This window comes from Aeromonas sp. LsrichE-8G (assembly GCF_022869435.1).
In the GTDB taxonomy this organism is placed as follows: domain Bacteria; phylum Pseudomonadota; class Gammaproteobacteria; order Enterobacterales; family Aeromonadaceae; genus Aeromonas; species Aeromonas caviae.
Window position 1 is genome coordinate 97441 of sequence record NZ_JALIHH010000006.1, and the last position, 17499, is coordinate 114939.

General features: G+C 65.0%; 20 protein-coding genes and 2 pseudogenes. 16 read left to right on the forward strand and 6 right to left on the reverse strand.

Going from position 1 to position 17499, the window contains the following annotated elements:
• Nucleotide 1: 1 nt before the first annotated feature.
• From exeF to exeN, 11 genes and pseudogenes are all read left to right on the forward strand, one after another.
• Nucleotides 2–1222, forward strand: coding sequence for a GspF family T2SS innner membrane protein variant ExeF (exeF, locus tag MUW49_RS01640; protein WP_244812350.1), 1221 nt, complete (start codon nt 2–4; stop codon nt 1220–1222).
• Nucleotides 1223–1373: 151 nt separating this feature from the next.
• Nucleotides 1374–1805: a GspG family T2SS major pseudopilin variant ExeG gene (gene exeG / locus MUW49_RS01645; protein ID WP_010675723.1), complete on the forward strand. Its 432-nt coding sequence runs from the start codon at nt 1374–1376 to the stop codon at nt 1803–1805.
• A 47-nt stretch (nt 1806–1852) separates the two neighbouring features.
• Nucleotides 1853–2416, forward strand: a complete 564-nt coding sequence (gene exeH / locus MUW49_RS01650; RefSeq protein WP_010675722.1) for a GspH family T2SS minor pseudopilin variant ExeH — start codon at nt 1853–1855, stop codon at nt 2414–2416.
• Nucleotides 2417–2481: 65 nt separating this feature from the next.
• Entirely contained in the window at nt 2482–2835 is a 354-nt protein-coding gene (gene exeI, locus MUW49_RS01655) for a GspI family T2SS minor pseudopilin variant ExeI (protein ID WP_257713654.1), read from the forward strand.
• Nucleotides 2836–2879: 44 nt separating this feature from the next.
• Nucleotides 2880–3521, forward strand: a complete 642-nt coding sequence (gene exeJ, locus MUW49_RS01660) for a GspJ family T2SS minor pseudopilin variant ExeJ (protein ID WP_103858238.1) — start codon at nt 2880–2882, stop codon at nt 3519–3521.
• A 125-nt stretch (nt 3522–3646) separates the two neighbouring features.
• Nucleotides 3647–3721, forward strand: a pseudogene (locus MUW49_RS01665) (type II secretion system protein GspJ); the annotation flags it as partial.
• A gap of 25 nt (nt 3722–3746) precedes the next feature.
• A pseudogene (locus MUW49_RS01670) lies at nt 3747–3821 on the forward strand (type II secretion system protein GspJ); the annotation flags it as partial.
• Nucleotides 3811–4836, forward strand: coding sequence for a GspK family T2SS minor pseudopilin variant ExeK (exeK, locus tag MUW49_RS01675; RefSeq protein ID WP_104452241.1), 1026 nt, complete (start codon nt 3811–3813; stop codon nt 4834–4836). The pseudogene MUW49_RS01670 and the gene exeK, both read left to right, overlap by 11 nt.
• A gap of 113 nt (nt 4837–4949) precedes the next feature.
• Entirely contained in the window at nt 4950–6134 is a 1185-nt protein-coding gene (exeL, locus tag MUW49_RS01680) for a GspL family type II secretion system protein ExeL (RefSeq protein ID WP_161470347.1), read from the forward strand.
• Nucleotides 6131–6622 (forward strand): GspM family type II secretion system protein ExeM, encoded by a 492-nt coding sequence (gene exeM, locus MUW49_RS01685; RefSeq protein ID WP_048208487.1) that lies wholly within the window; start codon nt 6131–6133, stop codon nt 6620–6622. Before exeL ends, exeM begins: the two co-directional genes overlap by 4 nt.
• Nucleotides 6619–7377 (forward strand): GspN family type II secretion system protein ExeN, encoded by a 759-nt coding sequence (exeN, locus tag MUW49_RS01690; protein ID WP_161470346.1) that lies wholly within the window; start codon nt 6619–6621, stop codon nt 7375–7377. The genes exeM and exeN overlap by 4 nt, the downstream gene beginning before the upstream one ends.
• 48 nt (nt 7378–7425) lie before the next feature.
• Here the strand turns inward: exeN and MUW49_RS01695 are convergent, their stop codons facing one another.
• Nucleotides 7426–8235 carry a helix-turn-helix transcriptional regulator gene (locus tag MUW49_RS01695; protein WP_010675715.1) on the reverse strand — a complete coding sequence of 270 codons (810 nt, stop codon included), beginning with the start codon at nt 8233–8235 and terminating at the stop codon, nt 7426–7428.
• 145 nt (nt 8236–8380) lie between these two features.
• On the opposite strand from MUW49_RS01695, the gene tyrS reads away from it, so the two are divergent.
• Nucleotides 8381–9646, forward strand: coding sequence for a tyrosine--tRNA ligase (tyrS, locus tag MUW49_RS01700; protein WP_244812351.1), 1266 nt, complete (start codon nt 8381–8383; stop codon nt 9644–9646).
• On the opposite strand, the gene MUW49_RS01705 is transcribed toward tyrS, so the two are convergent.
• Entirely contained in the window at nt 9641–10546 is a 906-nt protein-coding gene (locus tag MUW49_RS01705) for a LysR family transcriptional regulator (protein ID WP_103259517.1), read from the reverse strand. The genes tyrS and MUW49_RS01705 overlap by 6 nt on opposite strands.
• Before the next feature lie 116 nt (nt 10547–10662).
• On the opposite strand from MUW49_RS01705, the gene MUW49_RS01710 reads away from it, so the two are divergent.
• On the forward strand, nt 10663–11769 hold the full coding sequence (locus tag MUW49_RS01710) for an NADH:flavin oxidoreductase (RefSeq protein ID WP_161470344.1): 1107 nt from the start codon (nt 10663–10665) through the stop codon (nt 11767–11769).
• A 79-nt stretch (nt 11770–11848) separates the two neighbouring features.
• Here the strand turns inward: MUW49_RS01710 and yrfG are convergent, their stop codons facing one another.
• A complete protein-coding gene (gene yrfG, locus MUW49_RS01715) occupies nt 11849–12517 on the reverse strand; it encodes a GMP/IMP nucleotidase (protein ID WP_244812352.1) in 669 nt (222 codons plus the stop codon).
• Nucleotides 12518–12664: 147 nt separating this feature from the next.
• On the opposite strand from yrfG, the gene nudE reads away from it, so the two are divergent.
• From nudE to MUW49_RS01730, 3 genes are all read left to right on the forward strand, one after another.
• Nucleotides 12665–13273: an ADP compounds hydrolase NudE gene (gene nudE / locus MUW49_RS01720; protein ID WP_039040577.1), complete on the forward strand. Its 609-nt coding sequence runs from the start codon at nt 12665–12667 to the stop codon at nt 13271–13273.
• Nucleotides 13274–13317: 44 nt separating this feature from the next.
• A complete protein-coding gene (gene cysQ / locus MUW49_RS01725) occupies nt 13318–14130 on the forward strand; it encodes a 3'(2'),5'-bisphosphate nucleotidase CysQ (RefSeq protein ID WP_010675709.1) in 813 nt (270 codons plus the stop codon).
• Nucleotides 14131–14541: 411 nt separating this feature from the next.
• The gene (locus MUW49_RS01730) at nt 14542–15810 is read left to right on the forward strand and encodes an aromatic amino acid transport family protein (RefSeq protein WP_124812922.1); all 1269 of its coding nucleotides are present in this window, start codon (nt 14542–14544) and stop codon (nt 15808–15810) included.
• Between the two features lie 83 nt (nt 15811–15893).
• Here the strand turns inward: MUW49_RS01730 and MUW49_RS01735 are convergent, their stop codons facing one another.
• The 3 genes from MUW49_RS01735 to metJ form a co-directional block, all read right to left on the reverse strand.
• Entirely contained in the window at nt 15894–16232 is a 339-nt protein-coding gene (locus tag MUW49_RS01735) for a tRNA-binding protein (protein ID WP_103261510.1), read from the reverse strand.
• 84 nt (nt 16233–16316) lie between these two features.
• On the reverse strand, nt 16317–17075 hold the full coding sequence (locus MUW49_RS01740; RefSeq protein WP_171865717.1) for an AraC family transcriptional regulator: 759 nt from the start codon (nt 17073–17075) through the stop codon (nt 16317–16319).
• Nucleotides 17076–17110: 35 nt separating this feature from the next.
• Nucleotides 17111–17434: a met regulon transcriptional regulator MetJ gene (metJ, locus tag MUW49_RS01745; RefSeq protein ID WP_005327165.1), complete on the reverse strand. Its 324-nt coding sequence runs from the start codon at nt 17432–17434 to the stop codon at nt 17111–17113.
• Nucleotides 17435–17499 lie beyond the last annotated feature (65 nt).

A 17499-nucleotide genomic window follows, 5' to 3' on the forward strand; every position in this document is an offset into this window, starting at 1 on the left:
GATGGCAGCATTCGAATACAAGGCCCTCGACGGCAAGGGGCGCAACAAGAGCGGCGTGCTGGAGGGGGATTCCGCCCGCCAGGTGCGCCAGCTGCTGCGCGAGCAGGGGCTGACCCCGCTCGAGGTGAACGAGACCACCGAGAAGGCCAAGCGCGAGGCGAACCGCTTCGTGTTGTTCCGCCGTGGTGCCAGCACCGCCGAGCTGGCGATGATCACCCGCCAGCTGGCCACCCTGGTGGGGGCCGGTCTCACCATCGAAGAGGCCCTCAAGGCGGTCGCCGAGCAGTGCGAGAAGGCCCACCTGCGCAGCCTGGTGGCGACGGTGCGCAGCAAGGTGGTGGAGGGGTATTCCCTGGCCGATTCGCTGGGGGCCTTCCCCCATGTGTTCGACCAGCTGTTCCGCTCCATGGTGGCGGCCGGCGAGAAGTCCGGTCACCTGGAGAAGGTGCTCAACCGTCTCGCCGATTACACCGAGCAGCGCCAGCACATGCGCACCAAGCTGCTGCAGGCGATGATCTATCCCATCGTCCTCACCCTGGTGGCGGTGGGGGTCATCTCCATACTGCTCACCGCCGTGGTGCCCAAGGTGGTGGCCCAGTTCGAACACATGGGCCAGCAACTGCCGGGCACCACCCGTTTCCTCATCGGCACCAGCGAGCTGTTGCAGCACTACGGCCTCTGGTTCCTGCTGCTCCTTGGCATTGGCGGTCTGATTTGGCGCTGGTGGCTGACCGACGACAAGCGTCGTCGTCGCTGGCACCAGGTGATACTGCGCCTGCCGGTGATCGGTCGGGTCAGCCGCGGTCTCAACACCGCCCGCTTTGCCCGCACCCTGAGCATCCTCAACGCCAGCGCCGTCCCCCTGCTGGAGGGAATGAAGATCGCCGGGGAAGTGCTCTCAAACGACTATGCCCGCATGCGCATCGGTGAGGCCACCGAGCGGGTGCGGGAGGGGACCAGCCTGCGCAAGTCGCTGGATGAAACCAGAATTTTTCCGCCCATGATGCTGCACATGATCGCCTCGGGCGAGCAGAGTGGCGAGCTCGACAGCATGCTGGAGCGGGCGGCGGACAACCAGGACAGGGAGTTCGAAACCCAGGTGAACATCGCCCTCGGGGTGTTCGAGCCCATGCTGGTGGTCTCCATGGCCGGGGTGGTGCTGTTTATCGTGATGTCGATCCTGCAGCCGATCCTCGAGCTCAACAACATGGTGAATTTGTGAGGTTCGGACGTTCGAATACGCTTCGCTATTCGAACCTACCAATCCAATCAACTCCGCAGGTTCGATTAGCCGACAGGCGTCATCGAACGATCGTGGTTTAACAGTTAATCGTTGATGGCTCATGCCATCTCATTTCGTTAGGGAGTCAGTCATGCAAAAGCGTCGTCAATCGGGTTTTACCCTGCTGGAAGTGATGGTGGTCATCGTGATCCTGGGGATCCTGGCCAGCCTGGTGGTGCCCAACCTGATGGGCAACAAGGAGAAGGCGGATCAGCAAAAAGCGGTCTCCGACATAGTGGCGCTGGAAAACGCCCTCGACATGTACAAGCTGGACAACAACCGCTACCCGACCACCGAGCAGGGGCTGGATGCCCTGGTCAACAAGCCGACCGCATCCCCTGAGCCGCGCAGCTACCGTGAAGGGGGCTACATCAAGCGCCTGCCGCAGGATCCCTGGGGCAACCAGTACCAGCTGCTGAGCCCGGGCCAGTTCGGCAAGATCGACATCTTCTCCATGGGGATGGACGGCGAAGCCGGGACCGATGACGACATCGGCAACTGGAACCTGAAGGACTTCCAATAAGTGATTCCGCCGCGTCGTGCTCACTGCGCCACCCCGGGGCTGCCTGAATGAAGGTGGCCTCTTCGGCCCGTCACCAGGCCGGTTTTACCCTGCTGGAGGTGTTGCTGGTCGCCATGTTGATGGGACTGGTGGCGACCGCCGTCACCCTCAGCATGGGGGGCGCCAGGGGGGATCGGGAGCTCGACAAGCAGGCGCGCCGCTTCATGGCGACCCTGCAGCAGGCCCAGGAGTATTCGGTGATGGATGGCAGGCTGCTGGGGCTGCGGGTCGAGGAGAACGGCTGGCAGTTTATGTCCCGGGATCCCAAGGATCGCAAGTGGCGCGCCCTGACCGGTGACAAGTTGCTGGGGCCGGTGACGTTGCCGGAGGGGATGACCCTGGCGGTGGAGCTGGAAGGTTTCAACTGGCGTACTGCGTCGGACGAACGCCAGGAGCAGGGTCGGGACGAGCGCGAGCGGACACCCCAGATCCTGGTCTTTCCGGGGGGAGAGCTCTCTCCCTTCGTGCTGACCCTGAGCCAGCAGGACGAGGATCTGCACTACCTGCGCACCGTCAGGGGGGACGAGTTCGGTCGTCTCTCCCTGTTGCAGGATGAAGAGGAAGAAGAGTGAGGAGCGCCAGGCCCGCAGGGGGCGCTCTAGCGCGTCGCACCGCTCTGTCGGACGGCCCCGCCCGGGTGCGCGGCATGACGCTGCTGGAGGTCATGGTGGCCCTGGCGGTGTTTGCCATCGCCGGGCTGGCGGTGATGAAGACCGCGAGCGAACACCTGGCCGGCCTCAATTATCTGGAGCAGAAGACCCTGGCGACCTGGGTGGTGGAGAATCAGCTGGTGCAGCAGAAGCTCGAAGGCAAATGGCCGGGAGACAGCTGGGTGGAAGGGGACGAGGAGATGGCCGGGCAGACCTGGTACTGGCGCTATCGCGGCGTCGCCACGGCGGACAGCAACTTCAGGGCGCTGGACATGGAAGTGCGCACTGCGCCCAAGGCCGACAGCCCGGTGGCCATGATCCGGACCTATCTCAGCCGATGAACATTCATCAACGTGCGTCCATGATCCGGAGCCGGTGTCAGCCGATGATCCAGAGCAACCCCCGCCCATCGCGCCACCGCGGCTTTACCCTGCTTGAGATGCTGGTGGCCATTGCCATCTTCGCCACCCTGAGCCTGGGGGCCTATCAGGTGCTGCAAGGGGTGCTGACCAGCGACGAGGTTGCCAAGCGCAAGGAGGCCCGCCTTTCGGAACTGCAGCTCGCCTTCAGCCTGCTGGAGCGGGACGTCACCCAGATGGTGCCGCGCAGCGGTCGCATCGACGGCGAGAACAACAAGGTGCTGCTGGCGGCGTCCCGCTTCGGCCAGCAGAGCGACGACTGGGGCATGGCCTTCATTCGCGGCGGCTGGCTCAATCCGGACGGCATACTGCCGCGCTCCGGCCTGCAACGGGTGGGTTGGCGTCTCAAGGGGCAGACCCTGGAGCGGTTGAGCTACCTCTATCCGGATCCGGCCATTGGCACCGAGCCGCGCATTCAGCCCGTGCTGACCGGCGTGACGGCGCTGCGCCTCTATTTCTACGACAAGGGACAGTGGAAGGAGGAGTGGACCCAGCGCGACCTGCTGCCCTACGGGCTGGCGGTGGAGCTGGAGCTTGAAGACTACGGCACCATCCGTCGCCAGTTCCTGATCGGAGCCGGTGGCCAGAGGGCAGAGAATGGTAACTGATCGTCGTTTTCCCCTGTCCGTCACGAAGGATGACAGCACTATTCGACGTCGCCAGTTCCTGATCGGAGCCGGTGGCCAGAGGGCTGAGAATGGTAACTGATCGTCGTTTTCCCCTGTCTATCACGGAGGATGACGGCACTATTCGACGCCGCCAGTTCCTGATCGGAGCCGGTGGTCAGAGGGCAGAGAATGGTAACTGATCGTCGTTCTCCCCTGTCCGTCACGGAGGATGACGGCACTATTCGACGTCGCCAGTTCCTGATCGGAGCCGGTGGCCAGAGGGCGGACAATGGCAATTAAGCGCGGCCGGGGCCGATCCCGCACTACACTGGGCCGCCAGGGGGGCATGGCGCTGCTGGTGGTGCTGCTCATCCTCGCGGTGATGGTGATCGTCGCCAGCAACATGAGTGGCCGCCTGCAACTGGAGCTGCGCCGCACCGCCAACCTCACCCTGGGCAAGCAGGCCTGGTGGTATGCCATGTCGGCGGAGGCCCTGGTGATCAAGGTGCTGAACCAGGACTTCAAGGATGACCCGGATCGGGTGAGTCTGGGACAGAACTGGGCGCGGGAGGACGGGGTCTTCCCGGTGGAGGATGGCACTCTCTCGGGCCGGGTGCGGGATCTGCAATCCTGCTTCAACCTCAACAGCCTGAGCGTGCCCCTCAAGGAGGGGGAGAACGGCGACGATCTCGAGGCCCAACCTTATCAGTTCAAGGTGTTCCGGGCCCTGCTCGCCCAGCTCGAGGTGGATGATTACGAAGCGGTGCAGCTGACGGACGCCATCCGTGACTGGACCGACAAGGATACCCAGCTGGTCTCGAGCAACGGGGCCGAGGATGCCTACTACGAGGGACTCAATCCCCCCTACCTGGTGGCTAACCAGCGGATGCTGGGCACCGACGAATTGCGGGCAGTGCGCGGGGTGAGCGCCAGCCTGTACGCCCGGTTGGCCCCCTATGTGTGCTCCCTGCCCAATGACAAGCTGGTGGTGAACATCAACACCATCCGGCCGGAGCAGGCGGCCCTGCTGGTGGGGCTCTACCAGGGGAAGATCGGGCTGGACGATGCCAAGCGGGTGCTGACCAGCCGCCCCAAGAAGGGGTGGAAGAACAAGCAGGAGATGACGGAGCAGTTGCAGGTTCAGCCGGGTGCCATCACCGGGCTGGATGGCGCCCTGGACATCAAGAGCAGCTTCTTCGAGGCCCGCCTGCTGGCGGAGGTGGGGGAGACCCGCGCCAGGCTTGAGACCGTCTTCCAGCGTGGCAAGGACAACAAGCTGGTGATGCTGCGTCGCCTGAGCGGCGGCGCCGAATAACAAGGGGGCGTGGGGCGGTTTCAGCTGCCCTGCGCATCCCCCGATTGGACTGCAACCCATGGCTGTGCGCCCGCCCCCCTGAGGGAGGAGCGGGCATGGCAGGAGAGACATTAGTGAGCGAGAGTCTGGTCATCCGTCTGGGGACCAATGCGCAGCAGCCAGTGCACTGGCTGGTCTGGTCGGCGCAGGAGCAGGAGATCATCGCCTCCGGCATCCTGGCATCGGCGCACGCCCTCGGCGAGCTGCAGGAGCGTGCCGGTGGTCGCCCCGTGGTGACCCTGGTGCCCGGCAGCGATCTTATCTTCCGGCGGGTCAATCTGCCGGGCAAATACAGCCGCCAGAGTGCGGCGGCCCTGCCCTATCTGCTGGAGGAGCAGATCGCCTCAGACGTGGACGATCTGCACCTGGTGGTGCTCGGCCATCAGGGCCGCGAGGTGGATCTGATGGCGGTGGACAAGGGGAAGATGCACTCCTGGCTCGGCTGGCTGGAGCAGGCAGGGCTCAAGACCCTGCACCTGCTGCCCGACGTGCTGGCGCTGCCGCTCGCCGCCGATGGCTGGTCAGCCCTGCAACTGGGGGAGGAGTGGCTGGTCCGCCAGGGCCCCCGTCAGGGCATAGTGGCGGAGGAATCCCTGCTGGCCATGCTGCTGGCAGCGCAGACCGAACCTGTCACCCTTCACTGCCATACTCCCATCCCCGCCATGGCGGCGGGCAACTGGCAGGGGGCTGACCCGGAACTGCCCATGCTGTTGCTGGCGAAAGGGGCGTTGACCTGCCAGGCCAACCTGTTGCAGGGGCCCTATCGTCCCCAGACCGAATACGCCCGCTACTGGTTGCAGTGGCGCAAGGTGGCGGTGCTGGCAGGCGTATTGTTGCTGGTGGCCCTGGTGCAGCGCGGTGTGCATCTGCACCAGCTGGCGGAACAGGACAAGGCCCTCAAGGCGGAGATCCGGCAGGTCTACACCCGGATCTTCCCGGGGGAGACGCGCATCGTCAACGTGCGCAGCCAGATGACCCAGCACCTCCAGCAGTTGGGGCAGGCTCCCCAGGATGGCGTCCTGTTGCTCCTGACCGAGCTGGCCCCGGTGTTTGCCGAGGTGCCCGGCCTCAAGCCCGAGGTGCTGCGCTTCGATGCAGCCCGGGGCGAGCTGAGGTTGCAGGTGACGGCCCCCGGCTTCACCGAGATCGAACGTTTCCGCGAGCTGGCGGGCAAGCGCTTCGCGGTGCAGCAGGGTGAGGTGCGAAGCACCGAAGGCAAGGTCGAAGGGGCGCTGGTGCTCAAGGGGAGGTCGTCATGATGGACAAACTGCAGAGCTGGTGGCGCGGCATCAGTGCCCGCGAGCAGCGGCTGGTGGCGGTGGGGGGCAGCGTGTTGCTCATCGGGCTCTTCTACTGGGCGATCTGGCAGCCGGTTGCAAATCGCATTGCCGAGCGCGAGCGGCAGGTGGTGAACCAGCAGCAGACCCTGGCCTGGCTCAAGGAGAAAGGGCAGGAGGTGCTGGCGATGCAGGGGGGACAGGGGCGCCAGGTCGATACCGGCGGTACCCTGGACGGTGTGGTGAACCGCACCGCCTTCAACCAGAAGATCAAGATTGCTCGCTTGCAGCCCCAGGGTCAGGAGCTGCAGGTATGGATAGACACAGTGCCGTTCGATGATCTGCTGATCTGGCTTGCGACCCTCTCGGATCAATACGGCGTCCAGGTGCAGATCATCGAGCTGGCCCGCGAGGGGCTGGCCCCCGGGCTGGTCAAGGTCAGACGTTTGCAGTTGAGTCGTTCCCAATGAAGCGAAAAATAGTGATCGCCAGTCTCTTCCTGCTGGCCTATCTCGGTTTCCTGCTGGCCCAGTTGCCAGCATCCCTGGTGGTGCGCCATCTGCCGCTGCCCCCCAATCTGGTGCGGCTGGAGGGGGTGAGCGGCACCCTCTGGAGCGGTCAGGCCGCCCGGGTGCAATATGCCAGCGAGTCCCTCACCCAGTTGCGCTGGGATCTCGATGGCTGGTCCCTGCTGCGGCTGGCGCCCGAGGTGTCGGTGCGCTTTGGCGAGCGCAGCGGACTCAACGGGCAGGGGATCCTGGGTTGGAACGGTGCCGCTTTCGGGCGCGACATCACCCTGAATGCGCCGGCCCCCTGGGTGCTGGATCGGGTGCCGATGAGACCCCCCTTCCCGTTGACGGCGACGGGTCAGTTGCAGCTCAAGATCGATCAGTTTGCCCAGGGCACTCCCTGGTGCGACAACCTTTACGGGGATCTTCACTGGTATGACGCACAGGCGGACACCCCGGCGGGCAAGCTGGCCCTGGGGGATCCCGAGATCACGCTCACCTGTCTCGACTCCCGGCTGGTGGCCGAGATCAAGCAGGGCTCGGAGGCGGTGCAGGTGCTGGGCAAGCTGGAGTTGCAGGCCAATCGCCAGTACCTGTTCCAGGGCACCCTGAAACCGGGTCCCGAGCTGCCGGACCAGATGAAACAGGGGCTCCCCTTCCTCGGCCAGCCCGATGGGCAGGGGCGCTTCCCGCTGCGTTATCAGGGCCGCATCTGACGGCGTTGCCCATGGTTTGAACCACCCCGCCCCGGCGGGGTGGTGTCGTTATGGGGGCGCGCCGGCTGGCGCCGTGATGAGGTGATTGAGGAAGAAGCTGAACAGCTCGGCCCGGGAGTGCAGGTTCAACTTGGCGTAGAGGTGCTTGCGGTGATTCTTCACCGTGCCGCTGCCGATGCCGAGTGCATCGGCAATGGCCTCGGTATCCAGCCCCTGCAACAGCAAACCCGCCACCTGGCGCTCCCGCCGGGTTAGCTGATCTCCCCCCACACTGGCGATAGCCTGCTCCACCGCCCCCTTGAGGTCAGTGCCATCTGACCTGGCCGGGCTGCGAGCCAGGCGGGGTGTCTCTTCCCGCCAGTGCTGGCGACACAGGGAGTGCACCAGCGGGAACAGTGCCTCCAGCCTGGCCAGCTCGTCACGGCTGAGGGAGCTGCGCTTGTCGAGGCGGCCGAGAAACAGCATCAGGGTGAGGCCGCCGCGCACCGGCAGGATCAGCCCCACCTCCTCCTGCCAGCCGGTGGCCTGATAGAAGTGGTGGCGATACTCGGGGTCGAGCCGCCCCCGTGACACCTGCGCCAGGGTCCAGACCCCGGCACCCAGCCCCTGCTCCAGCGCCTGCATGAAGGGATCTTGGCTAAAGTGGCGGGTGAGGTAGCGGTCGAACAATAGGGCCCGCTGATGATGCAGGTTGTCGTAGAGGTAGACGGGGCGCAGCCCCACCCCGAGCAGCAGGGCACAGTCGAATGCCACCTGTTGCTGGATGAGGCGCACCAGGGCTGCCGGGAAGCCGCTGCCGTGCAGGGCATCGACGGCGGCGGTCAGGCTCAGGGTATCCGTGGCAGGAGACGGGGGCATGGCGATGGGCTCCGGGTCAGGGAATGGCTTCCCCACGATGGCAGGATGCTAGCACGGGAGTGGCAAAACTGTCCCCTGGGGGACATATCTGCCAGCACTGCAAACGGCGAGGATGGCCCTCTTTCTCTTGCTGTTGGAGCCCCCCATGACAAATCCTCACTTGCTCGATGAGCTGACCCAGCGCGGCCTGGTGGCCCAGAATTCCGACCCGGTGGCGCTGGCCGACCATCTTGCCACCCCGCGCACCGTCTACTGCGGCTTCGATCCCACCGCTGGCAGCCTGCACATCGGCCACCTGGTGCCACTGCTGATGCTGCGCCGCTTCCAGCTGGCGGGCCACACCCCGGTGGCCCTGGTGGGCGGGGCCACCGGCCTTATCGGCGATCCCAGCTTCAAGGCAAGCGAGCGCACCCTCAACAGCGCCGAGACGGTGCAGGGCTGGGTCGCCAGCCTGTCGGCCCAGATAAGCGCCCTGCTGCCGGCGAGCGACGGGCTGGCGGCGCCGCTGCTGGTCAACAACGCCGACTGGATGGGGCAGATGTCCGCTCTCGATTTTCTGCGGGACATTGGCAAGCACTTCTCGGTCAACGCCATGCTGGCCCGCGAATCGGTGCGCCAGCGCCTGGCCCGTCCGGATCAGGGCATCTCGTTCACCGAGTTCTCCTACACCCTGCTGCAATCCCAGGACTTCGCCGTGCTCAACCAGCGCCTCGGCTGCACCCTGCAGATCGGCGGCAACGACCAGTGGGGCAACATCACCAGCGGCATGGATCTCACTAGGCGGCTGCATCAGACACAGGTCTATGGCATGACGCTGCCGCTCATCACCAAGGCCGATGGCACCAAGTTCGGCAAGACCGAGGGGGGCGCTATCTGGCTCGACCCGGCGCTCACCTCCCCTTACGCCTTCTACCAGTTCTGGCTCGGTACCGCAGACGAGGATGTCTACCGCTTCCTGCGCTACTACAGCTTTATGCCGCTGGCCGAGATTGAGGAGCTGGAGGCGGAGGATGCGAAGCGGCAGGGGCGCAAGCTGGCCCAACAGGTGCTGGCGGACGAGCTGACCGAACTGGTACACGGCAAGGGGGCGTTGGCGGCGGCGCAGCGCATCAGCGAATTGTTATTTAGTGGCGAGGTAGCCCGCCTTGGGGAGAGCGATCTGGCCCAGCTGGCGCAAGATGGCATGCCAAGCAGCCCCATCAAGGGGGAAACGGATCTGGTGACCCTGCTGGTGGAGTGCGGCCTGGCCAACTCAAAGCGGATCGCCCGCGAGCTGCTGGCGGCGGGGGCCGTCAGCGTCAACGGTGCGATCCGCCGGGATGAGCCGCTCACCGCTGACGATCGGCTGTTCGGCCGCTACCTGCTGCTGCGCCGGGGCAAGAAGCAGTACCACCTGGTGATCTGCTCATGAAGGGGTGAGCGCCTCGATGACGTAGTCGAGGAAGTGGCCGACCAGGGCCGACTCGGCCCGGCGCTGGGTATAGAGGGCGTAGAAATGGGCCCCCTTGGGGCGATAGTCCGGCAGCACTTCGCGCACCACCCCCTCGGCCAGCTCGGCCGCCACCAGGTAGCGCGGCAGGCGGGCTATCCCCAGTCCCTGGCGCATCCCCTGGTGAATCGCCTTCTTGCTGCTGAAGGCCAGCTCGCCCGCTACCTCGAGAGGGATCTCGCGCCCCTGGGCAAGCAGGGGCCAGCGCTCGTGGCGGCCGTACTCCTGGCTGCGGGTGATGAGGCTGTGCTGGTGCAGATCCTGCGGTGTGGTGAGGGGCGGGTGGCGGTCCAGGTAGTCGGCGCTGGCGCAGAGCACCAGATCGTCCACCGCGATGGGGCGCGCCAGGTAGGGCTGGGTGCCGAGCTCAGTGCTGCGAAACGCCACGTGCAGATTGTCGCGCAGCAGGTCGGCCGGGGTATTGCTGAAGTCGGCGATGATCCGCACCTCCGGGTGGTCGGCGCGAAAGCGCAGCAGCACCGGAGTCAGCACCACTTCTCCCCAGAGATCCGGCGCCGTGATGCGCAGCTCCCCGCACAGTGCCGAGCGGCGGCGCTGCAGCCCGTCCAGCAACTGCTCGTGCAGGGCGATCATCTGGTCGGCCTGGCGGTAGGCGAGCTCTCCTGCGTCGGTCAGTTGCACCCGGCGGGTGGTGCGGCTCAGGAGCACGCTGCCGAGGCTCTGCTCCAGGTGGCGCAGATCTTTTGACGCCTTGCTCGGGGTGATGCCGAGCTGGGCCGCCGCCGCGGCGAAGGATCCACAGCGGACGATGGCGACCAGCAGGCGCATCAGGTAGAGGGTGTCGAGCTTGTGGTGACTCATGAGGGGTGGCCTATTGTGTCTTGCTGGGAATGAATGTCTTGCTTGTGCGCCTGATTATATCCTGGTGGCCCGGGTTTATAGTGGCCGCCATGCCATTGCGATCCCGGGAGAGGACGATGAACAAGACATTGGGCGACAGCTTCCACTTCGAGCGAGCCGGATTGCGGCTCAAGAACCGGGCCGTGCTGGCCCCTTTGACCCACAACATGAGCGGCGCAGGCGGTGATCCCGGCCAGGCCGAGCTCGACTGGCTGGCGCGCTGCGCCCGTGGCGGCTTCGGCCTGCTCATCGCCGCCGCCACCCAGGTGCGGCCCGGCGGACGCTGCTGGGCGGGGCAGCCTGCCCTGATGACGGACGCCCAGCAGCAGGCCTTCACGGCCCTGGCCGACAGTGCGCGGCAGGCCGGGGCGCTGGCGGTGGTGCAACTGCATCACGGCGGGATGCGGGCTCTGCCCGAGCTGAACGACGGGGTGCCGGTCGGCCCGTGCGCGCTGGCGCCGGGCGGGCGTTACCCCCTCGGGGTCAAGGGGCTGAGCGAGGAGGAGATTCTGACGCTGATTGACGCCTTTGTGAGCGCCGCCGAACGGGCCCATGGTGCCGGCCTGCACGGGGTCGAGCTGCACGCAGCCCACCACTTCCTGCTCTGCAACTTCCTCAACCCCCTGCACAACCGGCGCACCGACCGCTGGGGGGGCAGCCTCGCCAACCGGGCGCGGATCCTGGTGGAGATAGTGCGCGGCATTCGCGCCCGTCTACCCCGGGGTTTCCTGGTCGGGGTGCGTCTCTCCCCCGAGAGCTATGCCCATATCCAGGGCATCGAACTGGCCCATCAGCTGGCGGTGGCGCGCCTGCTGGCGGACGAGGGGATCGACTACCTGCACTTCTCCATGGGGGACAGCTTCAAGGCGGTGGCGGGGGATCCCGACGGCGGCGCCCTGCTGGAGGCGGTAAGGGTCGGGTTGGCCGGGCGGGTGCCGCTCATGGTGGCGGGCAAGATTAGCGACGCAGATTCGGCGGAGCGGGCTCTGGCCGGTGGCGCCGATCTGGTGGCGGTGGGCACGGCGGCCCTTGGCAATCCGGACTGGATGGAACGGGTGAGCCGCGGCCTGCCTCTGCATGCAGCCCCTTTCACGGCGGCGCACCTCACGGAGGTCGGCTTCACCCCAAGCGCCCTCGACTACCTGGTCGGCATGGGGGCGCTGGCCCCGCGCGATGCGGCCTGAGGGCTTTCATGAACGGGATGCGCTCGGCAGGCTGTTGAGCTGATGTGACAAGGCCCTCGTGAAGAGGGCCTTGTGCGTGTCAGGCGCCGAGAGGGAGCAGGTCGGCGTAGTCCTCGAGCGCCGGGAAGTGCTGGAAGGTGAGCGGCGGCATCTGGCTGTCGGGGTGACGGATGCCGAGCTGGTGAGCGATGCCGAACTCGGCCGAGGCGGCCAGGATCCGCTCGCTGTCATCCACGAAGAGGGTGCGGGCCGGGTCGAACGCCAGCCGCTCGGCCAGTGCCTGCCAGCAGTGCTGGCTCTCCTTCGACCACCCGAGCTCATGGGTGCTCACCATCAGATCGAGGTGCTGGGCGAGGCCGAGGCGTGCATCCTTCACCGACAGGCTGGCGGGATGGGCATTGGTGAAGAGCACCACCTGCTTGCCGGCGGCCTTGAGTGCGGTCAGGAAGGGAATGACGTTGGGGCGCCACTGGATCTTCGCCAGGATCTCCTGCTTGAGGGCGCGGATGTCGAGCCCGAGCGTCCGGGTCCAGTAATCCACGCAGTACCAGTCGAGGGTGCCGTTGACCGCATGATAGTGGGTGTCTATCTGCGCCTTCGCCTCGGCCAGCGGCAGGCCGAGTCGCTCGGCGTAGCGCGCCGGCACCAGGGTTTGCCACAGATGGCTGTCAAAATGGAGATCGATCAGGGTGCCATCCATGTCGAGCAACACGGTATCAATCTGGTGCCAGGGCAGGGGAGTCGACATGGGGCCTCGCGATGTCTGTGGTGATGGGAAAAACGGGGCGCATTATAACGGATTTTTAAGACATCTTTCCCCTCTTTGCCCCGTGGTGTTCGGCAGGGGAGTCGTTTACTCTTGAAACACGATTTTTTAACGAGCAGTCAGCCCCCGATGAGCGATCCTCACAAGCGCAATCCCGTCCACCTCAGTGTCGAGACCATGGCCCATGACAAGAGCAAGCCGGAGATCCTCAAGGCCGAGATCGTGGCCGAGAGCCGGCTGTTCAAGGTGGAGTCCCTTCACCTGAAATTCTCCAACGGCGAGGAGCGGGTCTACGAGCGGATGCGCGGCGGCAATCGGGGTGCCGTCATGGTGGTGCCCCTGTTCGATGCCCACACCCTGCTGCTGGTGCGCGAGTACGCGGCGGGCACCCACTCCTACGAGCTGGGTTTCCCCAAGGGATTGATAGACCCCGGTGAAAATGCCTTCGAGGCGGGCAACCGGGAGCTGATGGAGGAGGCGGGCTTCGGGGCGAGCAGCCTGACCCTGCTCAAGCAGGTGTCGCTGGCGCCGGGGTATTTCTCCAGCCGGATGGACATCTTGCTGGCGCGGGATCTCTACCCCGAGCAGCGGGTCGGTGACGAGCCCGAGCCTCTCGAGGTGATCCCCTGGCCCCTCAACCGGATCGACGAGTTGCTGGCACGACCGGACTTCACCGAGTCGCGCAGCATCAGTGCCCTGCTGCTGGCCAGCAAATGGCTGGCGGAGCAGGGAAATTAGCCCGCAGAGGGTCTGTTTGGCAATCAGAGGCAGAGGTAAGCACCATGCAGGAGTTGTTGGCCTGGATACCCGAGGTCAAGGAGATCGCCCGTGAGGCGGGCAGGATCCTTCACGAGATCTATCGCGGCGGTCAGTTCGAACGCCAGTTGAAGGAGGATGCGACCCCGGTCACCAGTGCCGATCTTGCTGCCGATGCCTACCTCAAACAGGCGCTGGCAGCGCTCACTCCCCATGTCCCCGTGCTGACCGAAGAGGCGGCCGACATCCCCTTCAGCCAGCGTGCGAACTGGCGCCAGTACTGGCTGGTGGACCCGCTGGACGGCACTGGTGAGTTCATCGCAGGCAGCGGCGACTTCGCCACCCTGATCGCCCTGGTGCGGGACAATGTCCCGGTGCTCGGGGTCATCTATGCCCCCGAATCCGATCTGCTTTACTGGGCGGTGCGCGGTCACGGCGCCTTCAAGGAGGCGAACGGCGAGAGCCGTCCCATCAGCGCCATCCATCATGAACACGATCAGCCTGACTCCCTGGTGGTGGCCATCAGCCGCCGCCAGAAACTGGAGAACCTGACCCGCCGCCTCAACCCGGCCATCCACTACGAGCTGATCCCGCTCGGCTCCAGCTCCCTCAAGTCCTGTCTGGTAGCGGAAGGCGTGGCGGATTGCTACGTGCGCCTGGGCCCCACCGGGGAGTGGGATACCGCTGCCGCCCAGTGCATCGTGGAGGCGGCAGGGGGGCGCATCCTCAGCCTGGCGCTGCAACCGCTGAGCTACAACGAGACCGAGTCGCTGGAGAACCCGGACTTCATCGTGATGGGGGACCCGGATCTCGCCTGGGGTCGCATTCTGGCCCACTGACGGGTCGACCAGCTCGCAGAGAATGCAATCAGGCGACCACAGGGTCGCCTGATTGCATTGGTGTGATCCACTGGCTGGTTACGGGGATTTTAGGGAGATTCGCTAGTGATGGCGATAACGGCAGTGGATCATCACATCCAATCTGGCTGCACTGGCATAATTTTCAGTTAATTCTGAAAACATGCATTTCATCGAAACAAAAAATCGGCGTGGGTTTTAATTTTGGTTTTATATTCCTAACTTTTGGTTTGTATCAGGATTAATTGAATAATTCGGGGTGAGATTTCCTCCCAATCTCACTGGTGGAACAGGGCTTTGCCAGTGAGATCTGCCAGTCTCCATTTTTGAGAATTAAATGCTAAAAGAGCACAATGTTTTTAGATTTTAATACTACGTAAAAGTGATTTATCGATGAGTTTATCTGCAGACGTCTCACGGGAGCTGTCCGGTTCCCCCTCCACCATGGCCAGCACCGGCTGGCGTCGCCACGACACCCATTGGGTCATCAGCCTGTTCGGCACCGCCGTCGGCGCCGGCATTCTGTTCCTGCCCATCAACCTGGGTCTGGGGGGGATCTGGCCCCTCGTCATCGTCGCCGTGCTGGCCGGTCCCATGACCTTCCTGGCCCACCGCGGGCTGGCGCGTTTCGTGCTCTCGTCGTCGCGCCCCCAGGCCGACTTCACCGAGGTGGCCGAGGAGCATTTCGGCAAGATGGCCGGGCGCCTCATCTCGGCGCTCTATTTCCTCTCCATCTTCCCGATCCTGCTCATCTACGGCGTCGGGCTGACCAACACGGTGGAGAGCTTCATGGTCAACCAGCTAGGCCTGGCCTCCCCGGATCGGGTGATGCTCTCCGGCGTGCTGGTGTTCGCCATGATCGCCGTGATGCTGGCAGGCGAGAAGGCGATGCTGCGGGCCTTCGCCGTCATGGTCTACCCGCTGGCGGCGATCCTGCTGGCCCTCTCCTGCTATCTCATTCCCCAGTGGCAGTGGCCGGAAGTGACCGCCTTTGAAGGCACGAGCTTCCTCAACACCGTCTGGCTGGCGCTGCCGGTCACCGTGTTTGCCTTCAGCCACGCCGCCGCCATCTCGGGCTTTGCCAATGTGCAGCGCCGGGAGTACGGGGAGCAGGCCGAAACCAAGAGCGGCCTGATCCTGCGCAACACCACCGTCATGCTGGTGGGCTTCGTGCTCTTCTTCGTCTTCTCCTGCGTGCTGAGCCTCTCCCCGGCCCAGCTGGCCGAGGCCAAGGCCCAGAACGTCTCCGTGCTCTCCTATCTCGCCAACATCACCGACAACCCGGTGATCGTGACCCTGGGGCCGCTCATCGCCTTCATCGCCATCAGCTCCTCCTTCCTCGGCCACTTCCTCGGTGCCCGCGAGAGCCTGAAAAGCCTGATCGCCAAGCCCACCGGCCTGCCGCTGGCGAAGGCGGACAAGCTCGGCATCGCCCTGATGTTCTTCGCCATCTGGGGCGCCGCCATCATCAACCCGGGCATTCTGGGGTTGATGGAGACCCTCTCCGGTCCCGTCATCGCCATGATCCTCTTCATCATGCCGGTGGTGGCCATCTACAAGGTGGAGGCGCTGGCCCGCTTCCGTCACCGTTGGGTCAACGGCTTCATCCTGCTGACCGGTGCCCTGGCGGTCTCGGCCCTGCTGTTCAGCCTGCTGAAATAAGCCAGGCCGTCTGCATCAAACAAGAGAGGCGACCCCGGGGGTCGCCTCTCTTGCTTCTGCTCTCTGGTTGCCTTGCCGTCGTCTCACCCCAGCTTGGCGCCGTTCTCCACCGCCTGCTCGGGGATGGCGATCACCACGGCGCCATCCGGGCGATAGAAGCCGGTCAGCAGAAACTCCGACTGGATGGGGCCTATCTGCTTGGGGGGAAAGTTCACCACGGCGACGATCTGGCGGCCCACCAGATCCTCCGGTCGATAGAGGTCGGTGATCTGGGCGCTGCTCTTGCGCACCCCGATCTCGGGGCCGAAATCCGCCCACACCTTGTAGGCGGGGCGGCGCGCCTCGGGGAAGGGCTCGACCCGCACCAGGGTGCCCACCCTGAGCTCCACCATCTCGAAATCCTGCCAGCTTATGGTCTGCATCTTGGCTCCTCGTTGCCCATACCTTGCATGAGCCTCAGCATGCCTCGAGTGCCCGGGGATTGTCTTCGGCAAAGAGCCGACCGATTACGGCAGGCAGCCGTTTTGCCGGCGCCAGAGGGAAGGGGTCAGTCCGGTCTCGGCCAGGAAACGCTCGGCAAAGGCTCCCTGGTTCTGGTAGCCGCAGCGGCTGGCCACCTCGCCTATGGGCAGGGCGGTCTGGGCCAGCAGGGTGCGGGCCAGCGCCATGCGCCGCATCCTGAGGTAGTGGGAGACGCTCGTGCCCACCTGCTGGCGAAAGGCGTGTTTGAACTGGCTCAGGCCGAGGCAGGCGATGGCGGCGAGTTCCTCGTTGGTGAGGGGGTCTGCGAGGTGGGCTTCCATATGACGCTGCACCTTGGCGATACGAGGGGCTATGCGGGGAGCGACGGCGGGGCCCATGCCGCGTCCCTCGGTCAGCAGCCCGAGCCACACTTGATCCATGCCGGCCACGTGGCGCCCCTCGGCCACCATGCGGTGCAGGAAGGCGAGGTAGTGGCGCTGGGCCTCATCCAGCTCGACGAAGGGGCGGTCCCCCAGGGCTGCCGGCAGCCAGTGGCTCTCTTGCACCAGAAACACGTGCGCCGGGTCGGCGGCGTAGTCGTGGCGAAGGCCAGGGGCGATGATGCAGGCAAAACCGGGGGCGAGGCGACATCCCCGGCCCTGCACCTCGATCTCGAGGGGGCCGACGAGGGGGATCACCAGCTGGGCGTGGTCATGACTGTGGCTCTGTATGTCGCTCTGGTAGTGACGCAGGCTGAAGGGGGAGGCGGCAGATAAGCATGACGCGGCACCGGGCCGCGTCATTGAAAGGGATGCATCGTTTGCCATGGGCAGCCGCATTACTCGGCGTCGAAGTCTTCGATCTCTTTGCCAAGGGCTTCCATGATGGCGCGGGCCTCGGCGGGGACGCTGTCCGGGTGATCCTTGCGCAGGTCGTCGTCACAGGGCAGCGGCTGGCCGGTGAAGGCGTGCAGGAAGGCTTCGCAGAGCAGCTCGCTGTTGGTCGCATGACGCAGGTTGTTCACCTGGCGACGGGTGCGCTCATCGGTCAACACCTTCAGCACCTTGAGCGGGATCGAGACGGTTATCTTCTTGACCTGTTCGCTCTTCTTGCCGTGCTCTGCATAGGGGCTGACGTAGTCGCCGTTCCACTCTGTACCCATGTCCCACCTGTAGTCGTTTGGCCGTGAGCGCGGATTTTAACCCTTAAGGAATTCAATGGCAATCC